This is a genomic window from Psychrobacter sp. D2, from assembly GCF_013608135.1.
Lineage (GTDB): Bacteria > Pseudomonadota > Gammaproteobacteria > Pseudomonadales > Moraxellaceae > Psychrobacter > Psychrobacter cryohalolentis.
On the sequence record NZ_JACDXZ010000008.1, the window covers coordinates 147,573 to 164,303 of the forward strand.

Below are 16,731 nucleotides of genomic sequence, written 5' to 3' on the forward strand. Positions count from 1 at the left end.
ATCTTTTTACTTTTCGCTTACTTTAAAATCACTGTACCACTTTTATAAAGGCTCTACTATACTATTCATATCTTATTGTTTTCAAGGCAATAAGTTCGAATTGTCATCGATTATTATTAAGTGGTAATTATTTGTTTCTATAATGAAAATTATTATTGCATGTCCAATTTGCACTCTATAAAATAGCGCAAACCATGTATTTGACATGCTTTATTTATGAGGGATTTGTTATGTTAAAACGTCATTTATTACTTGCTAGTGTTCTTGCTGGTACTTTTGCAATCACTGCATGTAGCCAAGAAACACAAGATAAAACCGATGCTGCTGCTGAGTCAGCTGGCGAAGATGCTGCTGCTAACACAGAAGAAGCTGCTGCGAATACAGAAGCCGCTGCTGCTGAAGCTGAAGTAGCTGCCCAAGAAGCTGGCGCTGAAGCTGCAGAAAATGCTGAAGTTGCTGGTGCTGCTGCCACTAATGCACTAGAAGAAACTGGCGATGCTATTGCTGAAGGCACAAGCAAAGTCGTTGAAGGTACTGCATCAGCCGTTGCTGACGGTGCTAACGCAGTTGCTGACGGCGCAAATGATGTCGCTGTTGATGCAGAACAACAGTACTAAGTCGTATAAAGGCTAAGTCATTTAAAATCAAGCAACATAAAGCGCAGTCTATTCATTAATATAATAGTGGAAGACTATTGGCTGATAAGTTGTTTTATAAGTCTATAAAATATATAAAAGCTTTGGTAATTGCCAAGGCTTTTTTTATGGATAAAAATAATCAATTTGATCCATAAAAAGCAGGTCATGAATTTTTTATAGACGAAATCAACCATCTAACTGTGCAAACAAGGCATAAAAACCAAACACACAAACAAATAGTCAGTTAAGCGCTACGAAGCGCTGGTAATTTTTGCTATAATCACGGCGTGATAATGACGAGCAGAAAGCAGTGGTTTTTGTTGGCTTATAATGGAATACCCATTGCAAAGCTAGGTCGCAGTGCAAACGTGACAACGTCTTATTGTTAAAAATGATGTTTTAATATCATCTTCAAAATACTATTTTTAGAATATAACCAGAGAGCGTTTTATGGCCTTAATATCGTTACGTCAACTTTTGGATCATGCTGCTGAACACGGCTATGGTGTTCCTGCTTACAATGTTAATAATTTAGAGCAGATGCGTGCCATTATGATGGCGGCTGACGCCTGTGACTCTCCTGTGATTGTACAAGCCAGTGCCGGTGCCCGTAGTTATGCAGGCTCTGCGTTTTTGCGTCATCTGATTATTGCTGCTATCGAAGAGTGGCCACATATTCCAGTTGTTATGCACCAAGATCACGGTATGTCACCTGCTATTTGCCAACGCTCAATTCAGCTTGGCTTCTCATCAGTGATGATGGACGGCTCGCTTGGTACAGACGGTAAAACGCCGATGGATTATGATTATAACGCCAGCGTGACTCGCGAAGTGGTCAAAATGGCTCATGCATGCGGTGTTTCAGTCGAAGGAGAGATTGGTTGCTTAGGTAGTCTTGAAACTGGCATGGCAGGCGAAGAAGATGGCTCTGGCGCAGAAGGCGTGTTGGATCATGAGCAGCTATTGACCAGTGCTGATGAAGCAGAGCAGTTCGTTAAAGACACCAATGTCGATGCGTTAGCGATTGCTATCGGTACCAGTCATGGTGCTTATAAGTTTACGCGTCCACCGACAGGCGATATCTTATCGATTGAGCGCGTAAAAGAGATTCATGCCCGTATTCCTAACACTCACCTAGTCATGCATGGCTCATCATCAGTACCACAAGAATGGTTAAAAGTCATCAATGAAAATGGTGGCAACATCGGTGAGACTTATGGTGTACCGGTTGAGCAAATCGTTGAAGCGATCAAGCATGGTGTGCGTAAAGTAAATATCGATACCGATTTACGTTTGGCATCAACTGGCGCTATCCGTAAATTCCTTGCAGAAAACCCTAGCGAATTTGATCCACGTAAATACTTTAAAGCCTCTATGGTTGCGATGTCAGATATCTGTACCAATCGTTTTGAAGCCTTTGGTTCAGCTGGTCAAGCGCATAAGATTCGTCCAATCAGTCTTGAAGGTATGGTTAATTTTTACTAGTAAGCTGACATAGTAAAAGAGATTGACTGATTGATAATTAGGTGATGGTTTAGCTCATTTTTATAATAGTCTATATAAGAGATCGTGGATTATGATTGGATTGATTAATGGACAGGTGCAATACTTAATGGCACCGACTGCTTGTATCATGACCACCTCTGGTGTTGGCTATGATATTGAGCTGCCATTGCCGTCATTTTGCCAATTGCGTCTTAATGAGCAGGCAAGCATTTGGACGCATTTCCATGTGCGCGAAGATGCGCAGCTGCTCTATGGTTTTATCGACCGTAAAGAGCGTGATGTCTTTCGCCAGCTGATTAAAATCAACGGTGTTGGGGCAAAAATGGCATTAGCAATGCTATCTGCAATGTCAGCTGCTGAGCTGAAAATGCATGTCGAGCAAGATTCAGAATCAGCATTGACACGTATCCCAGGTATCGGAAAAAAGACAGCGCAGCGCTTATTGATTGAGCTAAAAGATAAGCTTAAGAATATCGAAGTCGACAGCAGCAATTTAGAATTTGCTATGCAGCCGGTACCAATCTCTGCTGAAGGAAGTATCATTGCTGAAGTTGAAGGCGCATTGATTAGCTTGGGCTACAAAGAAAAAGAAGCTCAGCAAGCCATTAAGGCGGCAAAAAGTAATGGCGAGACATTTGTAGATACACAGAGTTTGTTAAAAGCTACCTTGCAGCAATTTCAAAGTTTTAAATAAGAGTATCTTTCAACACAACATTAATTAAAAAAACAGCGATTGAAAATAAGCGACATTAGATGTCGCTTATTTTCGTTTTAGCACCTGCTTTATCATGTTTCGCATGACTTATGAGCAGCGTTTGGTTATGCTATTTATTACCTAATCTTTTAAAAATAATGCTTTAAGCATAATGGCAAAAAATATGATGCAAGATCGTTTGATTAATCCGCTAGAAGGGGCGTCAGATGCCCCTGATGCCAATATTCGACCAGCATTATTGGCGGAATATATCGGTCAGCCCGTCGTACGCGAGCAGATGGAAGTCTTTATTCAAGCGGCACGGGCGCGTGATGAAGCGTTGGATCATACGCTCATCTTTGGACCACCAGGCTTAGGAAAAACGACCCTTGCCAATATTATTGCTCGCGAGATGGGTGGCAATCTACGTTCTACTTCAGGGCCTGTCCTTGAGCGCGCTGGCGATTTGGCAGCGATGCTGACCAATTTGGAAGCTGGTGATGTCCTATTTATTGATGAGATTCACCGCTTAAGTCCGGTAATTGAAGAAATTCTTTATCCAGCGATGGAGGATTTTCAGCTGGATATCATGATCGGTGAAGGACCAGCAGCACGCTCTATTAAGCTTGATTTGCCGCCATTTACGTTAGTTGCAGCAACCACCCGAGCCGGATTATTAACATCACCACTGAGAGATCGCTTTGGTATCGTGCAGCGACTAGAGTTTTATAATATTGCTGATTTAACCACTATTGTCAGTCGCGCCGCGCGGTTGATGCGCGTGCCAATGAGTGAGGATGGTGCTGTTGAAATTGCGCGCCGTGCACGTGGTACGCCAAGGATTGCCAACCGTCTATTACGACGTGTACGTGATTATGCTCAGGTCAGAGGCGATGGCAGTATCAATGGGGCGATTGCTGGTAGTGCGCTCGATATGCTCGCAGTCGATAGACGTGGTCTCGATCATTTGGATAGACGTTATATTGAGATATTGCACGAGCGTTTTGACGGTGGACCTGCGGGCGTTGAAGCGGTGGCAGCAGCGATGGCTGAAGACCGCGGTACGTTAGAGGATGTGATTGAGCCATACCTTATCCAACAAGGCTATGTACTTCGGACTGCACGTGGTCGAGTATTAACGCAGATGGCGATTGATCAGATGCTATAAAGTTAGTCTAAAAAAATGTGCCTACACTTAATTAGAATATTAAATGTAGGCACATTTTTTTGTTTTATTTTTTATAGTATCTATTAAATAGTGTGTAAAGGCTCAAGCCAAACGCTTATGTCTATCTGTTTTTAATAAGTACTTGTTATTGTCAGAAGTCTTCTAGTCAAAGCTATTAACGGTTTAGGCTAAGATACGCCACACGACTGCTAAGATCGCTAAGAGGTAAAAGATAGGTGAGAGCCAACCAATAACTTGTGTTGCAATGGCTATGAAAATAGCAAAGCCCGCCAGCGCCAACCAATCTCGGCGACGGTCGTTTAGCATATCGGCACGGATTTGTTGAATCTCACGCAGTTGACTGTCTTGACGTGACCCTTGTGAAGCAAGACTCTGTAACCCTTGATCTAGCAGTCTTGGGATATCAGTGGTCGATAATAAAATCTCAGGCAACTGCTGACGTAGCTGTTGTAAATTACGCATCGGATCGAGCTGCTCCTTAATCCAGCTGCTTAAGATTGGCTTGGCAAGTGACCAGATATCAAGATTAGGATACAAGTCGCGACCAAGTCCTTCGACATGCACTAAAGTTTTGAGGAGTAGCATCAACTGCGGTGGAATACTCATATGATGGCGGCGGGCGATATCTAATATTTGCATTAATACACCGGCAAAGTCGATATCGTTAATGGATTTTTGTAACATCGGACCGACAGTGCGTTTCATATCACGCATCAATGCATGCTTATCAGCACTTGGCGGTATCCAGCCAGCTCGACTGACGATATCAACCATCGCTGTAAAGTTGTTATTCATCACGGACAATAACATTCGCGCGACGATAAGCTGATCGTCCTTTGATAAGGTGCCCATGATGGCACAATCAAGCCCGATATAACGTGGCTCATGCCCTAAGTCCACGGCGGCCATATTTGCAGTCAAGGTATTGACTGGTGGCGTCTCGACAAAAACATTGCCGGGGTGCATGTCGGCATGGAAGAAGTTATCACGGAATACTTGGGTAAAAAATATCGTTAAGCCTTTTTCTGCCAATGCTGCACGGTCATAGCCTAATTGATCAAATACCTCAATTTGTGAGATTGGAACGCCTTGTATGCGCTCCATGACCATGACGTTTTTATTGGCATCATAGACTTCTGGCACATACATCAAGGCCGAGCCCAAAAAGTTGTTACGCATTTGCGTTGTATTGTCTGCCTCTAATGTCAAATCTAACTCGTTGAGCATGACTTGACGGTAGTCTTCAACAATATCGATGATGTGTATTGCACGAGCTGCTTCGATACGCGCCGATGCCCAATTGGCGAGTTCTCGTAGCAATTCAAAATCTGCAATAATGGTCGTGCGAATATCAGGACGAACCACTTTTACCACCACTTCACGCCCATCATGCAAGGCGGCGGTATGTACTTGGGCAATAGAAGCAGCTGCTAAAGGCTTGACGTCAAAACGCGCAAATAAAGAGCCAATAGATTGACCGAGACCGTGTCTAGGGTCTTGGATTTGCGCAATCGCGATATCAGAATCGAAAGATTTAACTTTATCTTGCAGTTGAATAAGTTGCGCAATAATCTCAGGTGGCACGAGGTCACGGCGGGTCGAGAGTAATTGTCCAAGCTTTAAAAATAGAGTCCCCATATCTTCAAGCGCGTATTTAATCGCATTAGGCTGATGCTTTTTCCCCCACGCGGCAGGATGCATACGAATTAATCGCACCAAGGATTGTAGCTGCGGCGCCTCTTCGACAGAAAAATGGGTGTCAATACGATAGGTGGCGGCAATGCGCCATAGCTCAAGTAAACGGGCGCGATGGGATAATAGCATGAGATATAAATACTCTAGATAAAGTCAAAAATAAGGTAGGCGTTGTAGAAAAGGCGATTATCTACTATGAGTTAGACGTGCTTGCTCATCTTTGATAGCGGCTAGTTTGGCTTCTTCACGTTCAACATCGGCGCGCAGTTTCAGTAGTTGCTGCTTAAGCGCATTTACTTCAGTTACATCTATTGGGTCAGGTGCACTATTACCTGCAACATCGTTTGCCCAATCGCTAACATCGTTAAAAGCACGCTTGGCACTATGACGCCAGCTGCCTTTAAGCTGCGATATCAGGAGGTGCAACTGGCTCGCCATCGATTTACCAATAAATGGTTCAAGTTGTCCCGCAACATCAGGATCAAAGCCTGCAACCAATTGATTGAGTTGCATAAGTACTTTGTAATCGCCCTCAATAGGCAAGTTGCCTTCTGTACCGCGCATGAGATTCAGTAGCTGGGCAGGGTTATCGACGGTAATAATACAATCTGGGCGGCTATGACCAAGACGCGCACGATCCATACTGGCTTTTTGACGCTCATTCATAGCGCCACTTTGCTCAAACACACTTTCAGTCGTCACTGGCTCAAAACGCAAGCGCTCTTCAGTGAATAGCACATCTAAATTCACCTCAGGCGTGCCCATGTTGAGACGCAGCACTTTGCCAGCAAGTGGCGCTAAACCCGCTTTGGTAATCTCATCACTGGCAATAGCCATATTAATCAGCTTTTCAGCACCGGCCAAAAGTAGAACAGTCAGCATAAGGCTCTCGCATAGTCAATTGAGCGCCTTAAAAGAGCGCATCATTTATAAATATAAGTTGCCATCATTTTACATAATGGCATTTTTATCGCTATGTATTGTAATTTAAAACTTAATCCTATGCTTTAAAGCCGCGATGTACCGCGACGATACCAGCTGTCAGATTATGATAATCACAATTTTCAAAGCCTGCTTGCTCCATCATCTGCTTTAGTGTCTGCTGATCAGGGTGCATACGAATCGATTCAGCTAAGTATTTATAGCTTTCTGAATCGTTAGCAACCAGCTTACCCATCATCGGTAGCGCTGTGAATGAATATAAATCATAGGCTTTTGATAATGGCTCAAAGATAGGTTTTGAGAATTCTAGTATTAATAAGCGACCACCTGGCTTAAGCACACGGTACATCGATTTTAACGCAGCATCTTTATCTGTGACGTTACGTAGACCAAAGCTGATGGTCAGCAGATCAAAGCTATTATCATCAAATGGCGCTAGGGTTTCAGCGTTCGCCAAAACAAAATCGACATTATTACAGCCAGCATTAATCAAGCGCTCACGACCAACTTCTAGCATTGCCGCATTGATATCAGACAACACGACTTTACCGTTGCGACCGACTTCACGGCTAAAGACCTTGGCTAAATCACCCGTACCGCCAGCGATATCTAATACATGTTGACCAGCACGCACGCCAGATAAGCTGATGGCATAACGCTTCCATAAGCGATGAATACCAAATGACATTAAGTCATTCATGATGTCGTATTTTTTGGCGACAGAGGTAAATACGTCAGCCACACGCGCTTGTTTTTCTGCTTTATTAACGGTCTTATAGCCAAAATGGGTTTCTTCATGACCATCAGTATCAGACGTATGTGGATTATTGATATCGTCACGCTGGTTAAAAAGCGTTTGCTTAGGGGCTTGAGTATTTGTCTGTGCAGCGTCATTTACAGTGCTATTTTGAGCATGGTTTTCAGTATTGGCATTTGGCATAGTGGTTTGTTGCCCTTGTGGCGTTCCTATGGGTAAATCTTCAACATGAGTAAAGTCATTGTTAATAACGTTATTAACACTTGTAGCGGTATTTTGACGTGCTTTTACTTGAGCGGTAATATTTTGGTTATGAGTGATACTGTCTTGAACCAATTTATCTTGTATACGGCCATTAGTAGTCGTTTTATTATTTACATGATCAGTCATCGCGGTGTCCTATGATTTATTTTTATGCTTGTTTTTAGTCAGATAAAATACTAATAGTTATTGAGACAATAGCGCTTATCATACAGCAAACGCAGCGGGCTTACCGTCATTATCCATGGCATGGACTTCATCAATAACTTCAAGCTCGCGCGCGCAAAACGGTTCAATAAAGCTGCTCACACTTTTTAATGGTTTCATGGCTTTAAAGCCTGAATCGATAAAATCATAAAGCGGCTGAAAGTTGTAGCGATATGCGGTGCCTTTAGCCATCGCAAAAGCTTTTTTGAGCATAAATGAATTCAAGTCTTTGTCAGTACGATAGCAAACGTCTTTTAAGTTATTAATCTGTACGCGACGCTCAATAGCTTCATCAACCGTACGGTAAGCGAGTAACATATTTTCTTCATTGACGGCTAACTCTTGTTCGAGTAACCACTGCGCCAAATGCAAGTCGAGCTCAATCGCCAATATAGACGCTTGAATGCCCATACTGCCAGCTTCTAAAGATGACTCTTTGGCAAGACGCTCAAGTTTCTTGGCTTTAGGGAGAATGCGTCCTAATTGCTCTGCCAATACTTTAAATTCATCACCACCATACAGCTGCGTTAAAAAATAATCTGCCATTAGCTGGTTTTTTGGTTGCTCAAACAGCGTGCTATGCGTACGCTTGATACGGGCTTGTTGCCATGATTGTACTTCATTAAGCTTCTTATTCAATGCAGCATCTTCATGATGTGGCAACGCCCAAAAGCGGTTAAGGTGCTGTTGTAAGTTGGCTAAAGCAGACATGGCAGGTCATCCTATAAAAATAATAATAGTCATCAAGTTGATAATAAAAGCTGGATAATAAGGGGGCTGGTTAGCGCTAAGTTTTCTACTTATAGGCAGCTATTAAACCATGCCCTCAAGATTTTGTTCACCTTAAAAGAAAATAAGACAGAATACAAATGCCAAACTGTTACATATAAAGATTGCTCAGCGCTTTCAGGTAGTCAATTTATAAGACTTTATAACACAAATTACATAGCCACGTTATTTACTAAAAGAGCGTAGTGCTATGATAAAACAACTTAGCTATTTTAGACGATTATTTTAAACCAATTATTTGATAAGACTATAGCGAGCATAAACATGAGCAAAAAAAAGAATAAAACAGACAAGTTAGCAGAAGATGTGAGCGCGCCATTTAACGAGCAAGTCGTCGAGCAGCGTCTTATGCCCAATCCTTTGAGCAAATTTTCAATGGATGAAGATGCGCTGCGATTGGCATTGGTTACAGCCCAGTTCGCTCTGCGTGCGACGCGCCAGCCAGAATCACCGAGCACTGATAAAGCCATTGGGTTATTAGTATTAGTCAATGGTATGGAGCAAGCAGGTAAGGGGACTGCGGTAACGCAATTGCGCCAGTGGGTCGATCCGCGCCTGCTTAAGGTCGAAGCAACCATTGGTTATTGTCCTTTAGCACACCAACCGATTTGGCAGACGCATACCAAAGCCATGCCGCGCCACGGTGATGTGATGGTATATTTTGGCAACTGGTATGCAGATTTACTTTATAACGTGATGCGCATGGCAAGTGCAGAGAGCGAAAAGTCAGAAAAAAATAAGAAGAATAGGGATATTGAAGCGTTACCAATTGGTCAATGGCAAGACTATTTACGCCAGCAGCTAACGGAATTGCAAGCTTTTGAGCAAGACCTTGTGGCAAATCAAACGCAGCTACTAAAGTGCTGGTTTCATGTCGATATCGAGACTTTGCAGGCGAGGCTTAATGATGACGAGCCAGATCCGAAATTTCTATACCAAATTGATTGGCATGATATGACGATAGTGGCTAAGTTCAATGAAGTTGCTGCCGAATTATTACGCCAGCAAGGCGATTGGATTATCATCGATGGCGCGGATAAATCGCAAGCAGCCATACATTTTTGTCATGAAGTCTTACATGCGATGCAAAAAGCCTTAGTTAGCAGCCGAGGAGAAAACAGTGCAGAATCAGATCAAGCACAAGATTCGAAGGATATTCATAATAATCAAATAGAGTATCAGTCAATAAAGTTTGAGCGAGTAAAAATACCTAAGGTACTTACTGATATCGAAAATTCAGATATTGATAAATCTGACTACAATGATGCATTGACTAAGAAGCAGGCGCGCTTGGCAGAACTGTTACGTGCGCGTCAAGGTCAGCATGTGGTATTTGCCTTTGAAGGTATGGATGCAGCAGGAAAGGGCGGCGCTATTAAAAGACTGGTGGCGCCACTAGATCCACGCGAATATCAAATTTATAATATTGGCGCGCCCATGTTATATGAGCTACAGCATCCTTATTTGTGGCGTTTTTGGCAAAAGCTTCCGAACGAGCAGACAGACCGCATCAGCCGTGTTGGTATTTTTGATCGTACTTGGTATGGGCGTGTCTTGGTAGAGCGTATCGAAGGCTTTGCGACGGATGATGAATGGCAGCGCGCCTATGATGAAATCAATCGCTTTGAAGCTGCCTTGGCAGCGTCAGGTACTTTGGTTATCAAGTACTGGCTGGCAATCGATAAAAAAGAGCAGCTTAAGCGTTTTGAGGAGCGTGAAGAAACTGCATACAAACAATTTAAATTGACCGACGACGATTGGCGTAACCGTGATAAATGGTCAGATTATGTACAATCGGCGGCTGATATGCTGGCACGTACGGATACTAAGAACGCCCCTTGGTGTGTGATCGCTAATAATGACAAGCGCCAAGCACGTTTAGAGGTGTTAGACCACGCTATCGAGCAGCTATCCGCGTTGCTTGCTGCCAGCTAAGTCATAAAGTGCTACATAGATAAGTTTTCTTAAAGCCTTGGAACGAGTAGCAAATGCTAAGCGGAAATTATTTATCTTATAGAGGTACTTTTAATCCTATTCTTAAGCAGCTACCTATTCATTTATAGCTATTAATTTTCCACTGTTATCCCTTGAATTGACTATGGCAATTCAAGTGTATGTTAGCTAAAAATAACCCGATAACGTCTGATCTAAAGTATATATTTCTTAAATCTTATATTCACAGTTACAAATCTTGTAATATCATCATGCATTATGCGTCTATATTTAATATAATAGGCGCGTAATGAGCGTTGCTATCTATTAAAATAGCTTGGTCTTCTGTTTATTTGTCTTTAATATCAATGTATTATTCACGATAAATAGCTTGTATAGAAGAACGCTATTATCATAAAAACGTAAGCCGCAAGATGCTTTAATCAGACGATTTGGCAATACCACTTGCGGCTTTATGACATTTTACTTAGGCGTTTTATCTTAGTTTATGATTGTCGTTAAGCTCAATTGCTTATTTGCAAATGGCTATAACCGCTAAGATAAGATAATAAGGAAGGTGTCAAAGCGTTGAGGCAGCTGTCTCAACACAGTATTCTAAAATTGTATTTCAAATAACCACGTTGCGCGCATGTTATTGTATTTTTGGGTGATAATAATCACATCATTAATAGCCGCGTAATGTCATCATTTGTCAATAATTTCAATCAGCTTACGCAGGACGTATCAACGTATGGGTATTAGCAGTAGCTCTACAGGACCAACAAAATCAGTCGGCTCTATGAAAATTAACCTACTTTTTGCCATTTTAATGATTGGAATGACTGCCTACTTTTTGTGGTGGGGTCTAGATTACACCATGCATCAGCAGACAACGCTATTTATTGTCGCCACTGCTTTTGGTGTTTTCATGGCATTCAATATCGGCGGTAATGACGTTGCCAATTCATTTGGCACCTCAGTTGGTGCAGGGACGTTAACGATTCCACAAGCCCTAGGTGTGGCAGCGATATTTGAAGTATCAGGGGCGGTACTTGCTGGTGGTGAAGTGACCGATACCGTTCGGAGCGGCATTGTCAATTTAGATGGGTTGTCAGTGACACCCAATCAGTTCATTTATGTCATGCTTTCAGCGCTCATTGCTGCTGCATTTTGGCTGTTGTTTGCCACCAAAAAAGGTTTGCCGGTTTCGACCACACATGCGATTATTGGTGGCATAGTGGGTAGCTCTATTGTATTGGGTATCACCTTAGGTGGTACTGAAATGGCGTTATCAACAGTGAATTGGGACAAGATTGGCATGATTGCCATCTCTTGGATTATATCACCGCTATTAGGCGGCATTTTTTCTTATCTGTTATATGGACAGATTAAGAAAAACATCATTGAGTATAACGATAAAACAGAGGCGCATATTGCTACTCTGAAAGACAGTAAAAAGACGCTAAAACTGACGCATAAAGCGTATTTGGATGGTCTAACCGAGTCTGAGCAGTTGGCTTATACGTCAGCGTTGTTACGTGACCAAGAAATCTATAAAGATGATGATTGCGTCGTTGAAGATTTAGAGACGAATTATTACAAAGAACTTTATGAGATTGAAAACGAGCGCAGCAACCTCGATACCTTAAAAGCACTCAAGCAATGGGCGCCTATTATGGCGGCTGCAGGCGGCGCAGTCATGGCCTCTTTGGTCATCTTCAAAGGTCTGAAAAACGTCAATAATGGTATGACGACGTTGCAAGGCTTTTTAATCATGGGGATGATCGCAGCATTAGTATGGCTTGCGACTTATATTTATACTAAGAGTATCCGCGGTAAGCACAAAGAAGATTTGACCAAAGCCACGTTTATTATGTTTAGCTGGATGCAAGTCTTTACTGCATCAGCATTTGCTTTTAGTCATGGCTCGAACGATATTGCTAATGCTGTTGGTCCATTTGCAGCGATTATGGATGTTATCCGTACCAATAGTATTTCAACAGAAGCAGCAGTACCACCTGCTGTGATGTTAACCTTTGGTGTGGCATTGATTGTCGGTCTTTGGTTTATTGGTAAAGAAGTGATTCAAACTGTCGGTACCAATTTGGCAAAAATGCATCCTGCTTCTGGTTTCTCAGCTGAATTGGCTGCGGCTGCGGTTGTGATGGGTGCATCGACGATGGGTATACCAGTATCGAGCACGCATATCTTGGTCGGTGCTGTACTTGGCATTGGTATCGTCAATAGAGACACTAACTGGGCACTGATGAAACCAATTGGTTTGGCATGGATTATTACCCTTCCTGCAGCAGCAAGTATGTCTGCAATCAGTTATATAGTGCTGATAAATATCTTTTAAAATTTGAAATCAAAGTCATTTAATTTTTGATTAATACAAATAAAAAACGCTTATCGATATCATATCGGTAAGCGTTTTTTTATAGAAAAATATAGGTGTCATCTATATATTAGTCAGTACCAAACTGCTTACGCTTCTTAGCAAAAAAGCGGTCTAAGCGATCCATAGCGTCTTCTAAGTCGTGTAAGTTGGGTAAAAACACCAAGCGGAAATGGTCATTTTTATCCCAGTTAAATCCTGTGCCTTGTACCATCAATACATTTTCTTCTAACAATAAATCCATCATAAACTGCATATCATCTTTGATAGGGTAAATCTCAGGATCCATCTTTGGAAAGCAGTAAAACGCGCCTTGTGGCATGGTACAAGAGATACCTTTTATCGCATTAAGACGGGTCACTGCCAACTCGCGCTGCTTGTATAAGCGCCCTTTTTTAGACGTTAGGTCCTTCATGCTTTGATAGCCACCCATCGCTGTCTGAATCGCATATTGTCCTTGAACGTTAGAGCATAGACGCATAGATGCAAGCATATCTAAACCTTCGATAAAGTCAGCCGCATGTTCTTTACGACCTGAAACCATCATCCAACCGGCACGAAAGCCTGCGATACGATGTGATTTTGATAAACCATTATAGGACAACACCAGTACTTCATCGGTCAAAGTGCTCATCGGCGTATGTTCCATATCATCATAGAGAATACGGTCATAAATCTCATCCGCCATGATGATTAAATCATGCTCTTTTGCGACCTCGACGATTTGCAGCAGTATTTCATCACTGTACAGCGCGCCTGTCGGATTATTGGGATTAATAACTACGATGCCTTTGGTTTTGCTGGTGATTTTGGATTTGATGTCTTCAATATCAGGATGCCAATTGTCTTCTTCATTACAGCGATAATGTACCGCCGTACCGCCTGCGAGATTGGCAGCTGCCGTCCACAGTGGGTAGTCTGGCATCGGAACCAGCACTTCATCGCCATCATTCATCAGCGCTTGCATGGTCATGACAATCAGCTCAGAGACGCCATTGCCTAGATAGACATCACGAACATCAACTGCCGATAGCAGTCCCTTTGATTGGTAATATTGCAATACGGCTTTACGCGCTGAAAAAATCCCTTGCGAGTCTGAGTAGCCCGTCGCTTCCGGCAGATTCATCGCCACATCACGCAAAATCTCATGCGGTGCTTCTAAACCAAAAGGAGCAGGGTTGCCTATATTTAGCTTTAAGATACGCTTGCCTTCAGCTTCCATTTTATTAGCAGTTTGCAGCAGAGGACCGCGAATGTCGTAGCAGACGTTTTGTAATTTATCGGATTTTTTTATTGAGTTCATAGAGTGACCACTCATCAGGTTATTTGGTGAATTTTTGCGGGGAGTAGAAGAGGTAGTTGTTGGTGTATTTTGACTAGTGCTATGAGCTTGATCACCTGCATCGACAGCTTTATCATTATCAGACGATATACTGTCAGAATCGTCATTTGATTTGCTGTCACTTTCAAGCTCACCGCGCAACAAATACCCTTCGCTACAACCTAAGAGTCGCGCAAGGGTAGGTAGCTTAGATGAGACAATCCCATTGGTCCCACGCTCCCAATTAGAGATAGCACCGCGGCTGACCTTAGCACCAGCAGCAGTCATCGCTTGTGCCAGCTGCTCTGCCGTCATTCCTTTGTCACGGCGCAGCTGTACCAGTCGTTCAGCTTGTGTGCTTTTAGTCTTGTCATCAGCCGTCATTATGTAAGCCTTTTTTGTTTTATGAATCTGTCATTAATCAAATAACGAAACCAACTCTCTTGGATAAGTATTAGGCTAATGCTTTAAAAGAGAACTACTTTTAATTAACTGTTAATGCAAGATATTATTGCATATAGAAATTAAATGCAAGTTCTTTGTATATTATAGATTTTCACGATGTAAGAAAATCTTGCATTGCAGAGATCTATAATGCATTGAGAGACTTCAGCTCAATAAGAAACGATCTAACTTGTGATTTTTCGATATCAAATTGCCTACAGTATCTGGCACTGCCATTCAATGCAGTGAGTATTCTTGTTATAAACATCTTGAATAATAAGACGCTCGCCAACAGATAAAGCCTATCGTTTTTATAAAAAATAGCGATAAAGCCTCGATAAACCATTACTCACGATAGAGTAGACAATCAGTCATTCCATAAGGATACGTTATGCAAGACAATCAACTGAGCAAAGAAGAAATCAGCCAATTGACCGAGGCTGACTGGAAAGAGCGCTTAAGTGCTGAGGAGTATCATGTGCTGCGCGAGAAGGGCACAGAGCGACCATTTACAGGCGTTTACAACGATATTAATGATAAGGGCATTTATCGCTGTAAAGGATGCGGTGCTAACTTGTTTGAATCAGACAATAAGTTTGATGCAGGGTGCGGTTGGCCAAGCTTTGATCAAGGTATCGATAATAGCGCCATCGATGAGCATGTCGATGATTCGCTAGGCATGCGCCGTACTGAAGTGACTTGCAGCAATTGCGGCGCGCATTTGGGCCATGTATTCCCTGACGGTCCAAGTGAGACCACTGGCATGCGCTATTGCATCAACTCGTTATCTATCGATTTAGAGAAGTCTGAAGAATAGTGACAGCAGCGTGTAAGCTAATGAGATAGTAGTAAAAAGAGTAGGGAGTATTGATATCTCTCTACTTATTATTAATATCACTAAGCTTATTGACCACAGTGTCTAATGCTTGATAGCAAAAAAATAACTCACTTAAGGATGAATAATGACTACTATTTATGATTTTAGTGCTGAGCGTATGGATGGCACGACGCAAAATTTCTCTGACTATAAAGATCAAGTGTTGCTAATTGTTAATACCGCAAGCAAGTGTGGCTTTACGCCGCAGTTTGAGGGCTTAGAAGCACTGTATCAGCAATATAAAGATCAAGGTTTGGTAATTATCGGCTTTCCCTGTAATCAATTCGGCAACCAAGATCCTGCTAATAATGATGAAATTGGCGCATTTTGCCAAAAGAACTATGGTGTCAGCTTTCCAATGATGGCAAAAGTCGACGTCAATGGCAGTGATGCTCATCCTGTGTTTGAATGGCTAAAAAATCAAAAAGGCGGGCTTCTCACAGACGGTATCAAATGGAATTTCACCAAGTTTTTAATTGATAGTAAAGGGCAGGTAATTGCTCGTTATGCACCAACGACCAAACCTGAAGCGCTCAAGGCAGATATAGAACAAGCGCTGGCGGCAAAGTAAGTACTAGAGTGAAAAAGATTAATTATTCTGCGAAATTATAAAATCAATTAAAACAGATGCTTATAAATTTAATCAAGAAAATAAGCAAAAATCTGCGATAAATATCAAAATAGTGTTTGACAGCCATGTGTAAATCTATATAATACACACCCACAGCAGCAGAGCTTAGTGACAAACTTAGAGCTCAGCTGATGTTGAATAAATTGCTTAGCAATTGTTCGAAGGGTGATTAGCTCAGTTGGTAGAGCGTCTGCCTTACACGCAGAATGTCGGCGGTTCGAATCCGTCATCACCCACCACTATTTAGTATAGCGTTACTCTTAAGTAGTAGGCTAAGTGGTTAAATAAACTAAGTACGACCTAAGCAGCGGTAGTTCAGTTGGTTAGAATACCGGCCTGTCACGCCGGGGGTCGCGGGTTCGAGTCCCGTCCGCTGCGCCATATTTAAAACTTAGTTTTAATACAAAAGTTTCAACCTCAAGTATTTATATTTGAGGTTTTTTTGTGTTT

The 16,731-nt window shown here is 42.2% G+C and carries 13 protein-coding genes and 2 tRNA genes; 10 read left to right on the forward strand and 5 right to left on the reverse strand.

Annotated elements, in window-relative coordinates; translation table 11 throughout:
- The first annotated feature begins 230 nt into the window (after nucleotides 1-230).
- From H0262_RS10870 to ruvB, 4 genes are all read left to right on the forward strand, one after another.
- Nucleotides 231-617 (forward strand): hypothetical protein, encoded by a 387-nt coding sequence (locus tag H0262_RS10870; RefSeq protein ID WP_020442948.1) that lies wholly within the window; start codon nucleotides 231-233, stop codon nucleotides 615-617.
- 471 nt (nucleotides 618-1,088) lie between these two features.
- A complete protein-coding gene (fba, locus tag H0262_RS10875; RefSeq protein ID WP_020442949.1) occupies nucleotides 1,089-2,123 on the forward strand; it encodes a class II fructose-bisphosphate aldolase in 1,035 nt (344 codons plus the stop codon).
- Nucleotides 2,124-2,214: 91 nt separating this feature from the next.
- Complete coding sequence (gene ruvA, locus H0262_RS10880; protein WP_181210771.1) at nucleotides 2,215-2,838, forward strand: Holliday junction branch migration protein RuvA; 624 nt, start codon at nucleotides 2,215-2,217, stop codon at nucleotides 2,836-2,838.
- Nucleotides 2,839-3,025: 187 nt separating this feature from the next.
- Complete coding sequence (gene ruvB, locus H0262_RS10885) at nucleotides 3,026-4,006, forward strand: Holliday junction branch migration DNA helicase RuvB (protein WP_041772439.1); 981 nt, start codon at nucleotides 3,026-3,028, stop codon at nucleotides 4,004-4,006.
- A gap of 183 nt (nucleotides 4,007-4,189) precedes the next feature.
- Here ruvB and H0262_RS10890 read toward each other — a convergent pair whose 3' ends face one another.
- The 4 genes from H0262_RS10890 to H0262_RS10905 all read right to left on the reverse strand — a co-directional run bounded on the left by H0262_RS10890 (nucleotide 4,190) and on the right by H0262_RS10905 (nucleotide 8,600).
- A complete protein-coding gene (locus H0262_RS10890) occupies nucleotides 4,190-5,851 on the reverse strand; it encodes an AarF/ABC1/UbiB kinase family protein (protein WP_181210772.1) in 1,662 nt (553 codons plus the stop codon).
- Nucleotides 5,852-5,908: 57 nt separating this feature from the next.
- On the reverse strand, nucleotides 5,909-6,604 hold the full coding sequence (locus H0262_RS10895; protein WP_149409857.1) for an SCP2 domain-containing protein: 696 nt from the start codon (nucleotides 6,602-6,604) through the stop codon (nucleotides 5,909-5,911).
- 118 nt (nucleotides 6,605-6,722) lie between these two features.
- Complete coding sequence (gene ubiE / locus H0262_RS10900) at nucleotides 6,723-7,811, reverse strand: bifunctional demethylmenaquinone methyltransferase/2-methoxy-6-polyprenyl-1,4-benzoquinol methylase UbiE (RefSeq protein ID WP_020442954.1); 1,089 nt, start codon at nucleotides 7,809-7,811, stop codon at nucleotides 6,723-6,725.
- Nucleotides 7,812-7,889: 78 nt separating this feature from the next.
- Nucleotides 7,890-8,600, reverse strand: coding sequence for an FFLEELY motif protein (locus tag H0262_RS10905; RefSeq protein WP_181210773.1), 711 nt, complete (start codon nucleotides 8,598-8,600; stop codon nucleotides 7,890-7,892).
- Nucleotides 8,601-8,942: 342 nt separating this feature from the next.
- Here H0262_RS10905 and H0262_RS10910 point away from each other — a divergent pair, with 342 nt between their 5' ends.
- Nucleotides 8,943-10,613: an ATPase gene (locus H0262_RS10910; RefSeq protein WP_181210774.1), complete on the forward strand. Its 1,671-nt coding sequence runs from the start codon at nucleotides 8,943-8,945 to the stop codon at nucleotides 10,611-10,613.
- Between the two features lie 748 nt (nucleotides 10,614-11,361).
- Entirely contained in the window at nucleotides 11,362-12,969 is a 1,608-nt protein-coding gene (locus H0262_RS10915) for an inorganic phosphate transporter (protein ID WP_149409860.1), read from the forward strand.
- 109 nt (nucleotides 12,970-13,078) lie between these two features.
- On the opposite strand, the gene H0262_RS10920 is transcribed toward H0262_RS10915, so the two are convergent.
- Nucleotides 13,079-14,713: an aminotransferase class I/II-fold pyridoxal phosphate-dependent enzyme gene (locus tag H0262_RS10920; protein ID WP_181210775.1), complete on the reverse strand. Its 1,635-nt coding sequence runs from the start codon at nucleotides 14,711-14,713 to the stop codon at nucleotides 13,079-13,081.
- Nucleotides 14,714-15,164: 451 nt separating this feature from the next.
- Here H0262_RS10920 and msrB point away from each other — a divergent pair, with 451 nt between their 5' ends.
- From msrB to H0262_RS10940, 4 genes are all read left to right on the forward strand, one after another.
- On the forward strand, nucleotides 15,165-15,590 hold the full coding sequence (gene msrB, locus H0262_RS10925; RefSeq protein ID WP_181210776.1) for a peptide-methionine (R)-S-oxide reductase MsrB: 426 nt from the start codon (nucleotides 15,165-15,167) through the stop codon (nucleotides 15,588-15,590).
- Between the two features lie 145 nt (nucleotides 15,591-15,735).
- Nucleotides 15,736-16,221 carry a glutathione peroxidase gene (locus H0262_RS10930; RefSeq protein WP_181210777.1) on the forward strand — a complete coding sequence of 162 codons (486 nt, stop codon included), beginning with the start codon at nucleotides 15,736-15,738 and terminating at the stop codon, nucleotides 16,219-16,221.
- A 223-nt stretch (nucleotides 16,222-16,444) separates the two neighbouring features.
- Nucleotides 16,445-16,520, forward strand: a tRNA-Val gene (locus H0262_RS10935).
- Nucleotides 16,521-16,585: 65 nt separating this feature from the next.
- Nucleotides 16,586-16,662 (forward strand) — tRNA-Asp (locus H0262_RS10940).
- The last annotated feature ends 69 nt before the right edge of the window (nucleotides 16,663-16,731 follow it).

What these genes read in the sequence shown, in the direction of transcription:
- H0262_RS10870 (WP_020442948.1), top strand. Translation starts at nt 231, where the DNA reads ATGTTAAAACGTCATTTATTACTTGCTAGTGTTCTTGCTGGTACTTTT.
- fba (WP_020442949.1), top strand. Translation starts at nt 1,089, where the DNA reads ATGGCCTTAATATCGTTACGTCAACTTTTGGATCATGCTGCTGAACAC.
- ruvA (WP_181210771.1), top strand. Translation starts at nt 2,215, where the DNA reads ATGATTGGATTGATTAATGGACAGGTGCAATACTTAATGGCACCGACT.
- ruvB (WP_041772439.1), top strand. Translation starts at nt 3,026, where the DNA reads ATGCAAGATCGTTTGATTAATCCGCTAGAAGGGGCGTCAGATGCCCCT.
- H0262_RS10890 (WP_181210772.1), bottom strand. Translation starts at nt 5,851, where the DNA reads ATGCTATTATCCCATCGCGCCCGTTTACTTGAGCTATGGCGCATTGCC.
- H0262_RS10895 (WP_149409857.1), bottom strand. Translation starts at nt 6,604, where the DNA reads ATGCTGACTGTTCTACTTTTGGCCGGTGCTGAAAAGCTGATTAATATG.
- ubiE (WP_020442954.1), bottom strand. Translation starts at nt 7,811, where the DNA reads ATGACTGATCATGTAAATAATAAAACGACTACTAATGGCCGTATACAA.
- H0262_RS10905 (WP_181210773.1), bottom strand. Translation starts at nt 8,600, where the DNA reads ATGTCTGCTTTAGCCAACTTACAACAGCACCTTAACCGCTTTTGGGCG.
- H0262_RS10910 (WP_181210774.1), top strand. Translation starts at nt 8,943, where the DNA reads ATGAGCAAAAAAAAGAATAAAACAGACAAGTTAGCAGAAGATGTGAGC.
- H0262_RS10915 (WP_149409860.1), top strand. Translation starts at nt 11,362, where the DNA reads ATGGGTATTAGCAGTAGCTCTACAGGACCAACAAAATCAGTCGGCTCT.
- H0262_RS10920 (WP_181210775.1), bottom strand. Translation starts at nt 14,713, where the DNA reads ATGACGGCTGATGACAAGACTAAAAGCACACAAGCTGAACGACTGGTA.
- msrB (WP_181210776.1), top strand. Translation starts at nt 15,165, where the DNA reads ATGCAAGACAATCAACTGAGCAAAGAAGAAATCAGCCAATTGACCGAG.
- H0262_RS10930 (WP_181210777.1), top strand. Translation starts at nt 15,736, where the DNA reads ATGACTACTATTTATGATTTTAGTGCTGAGCGTATGGATGGCACGACG.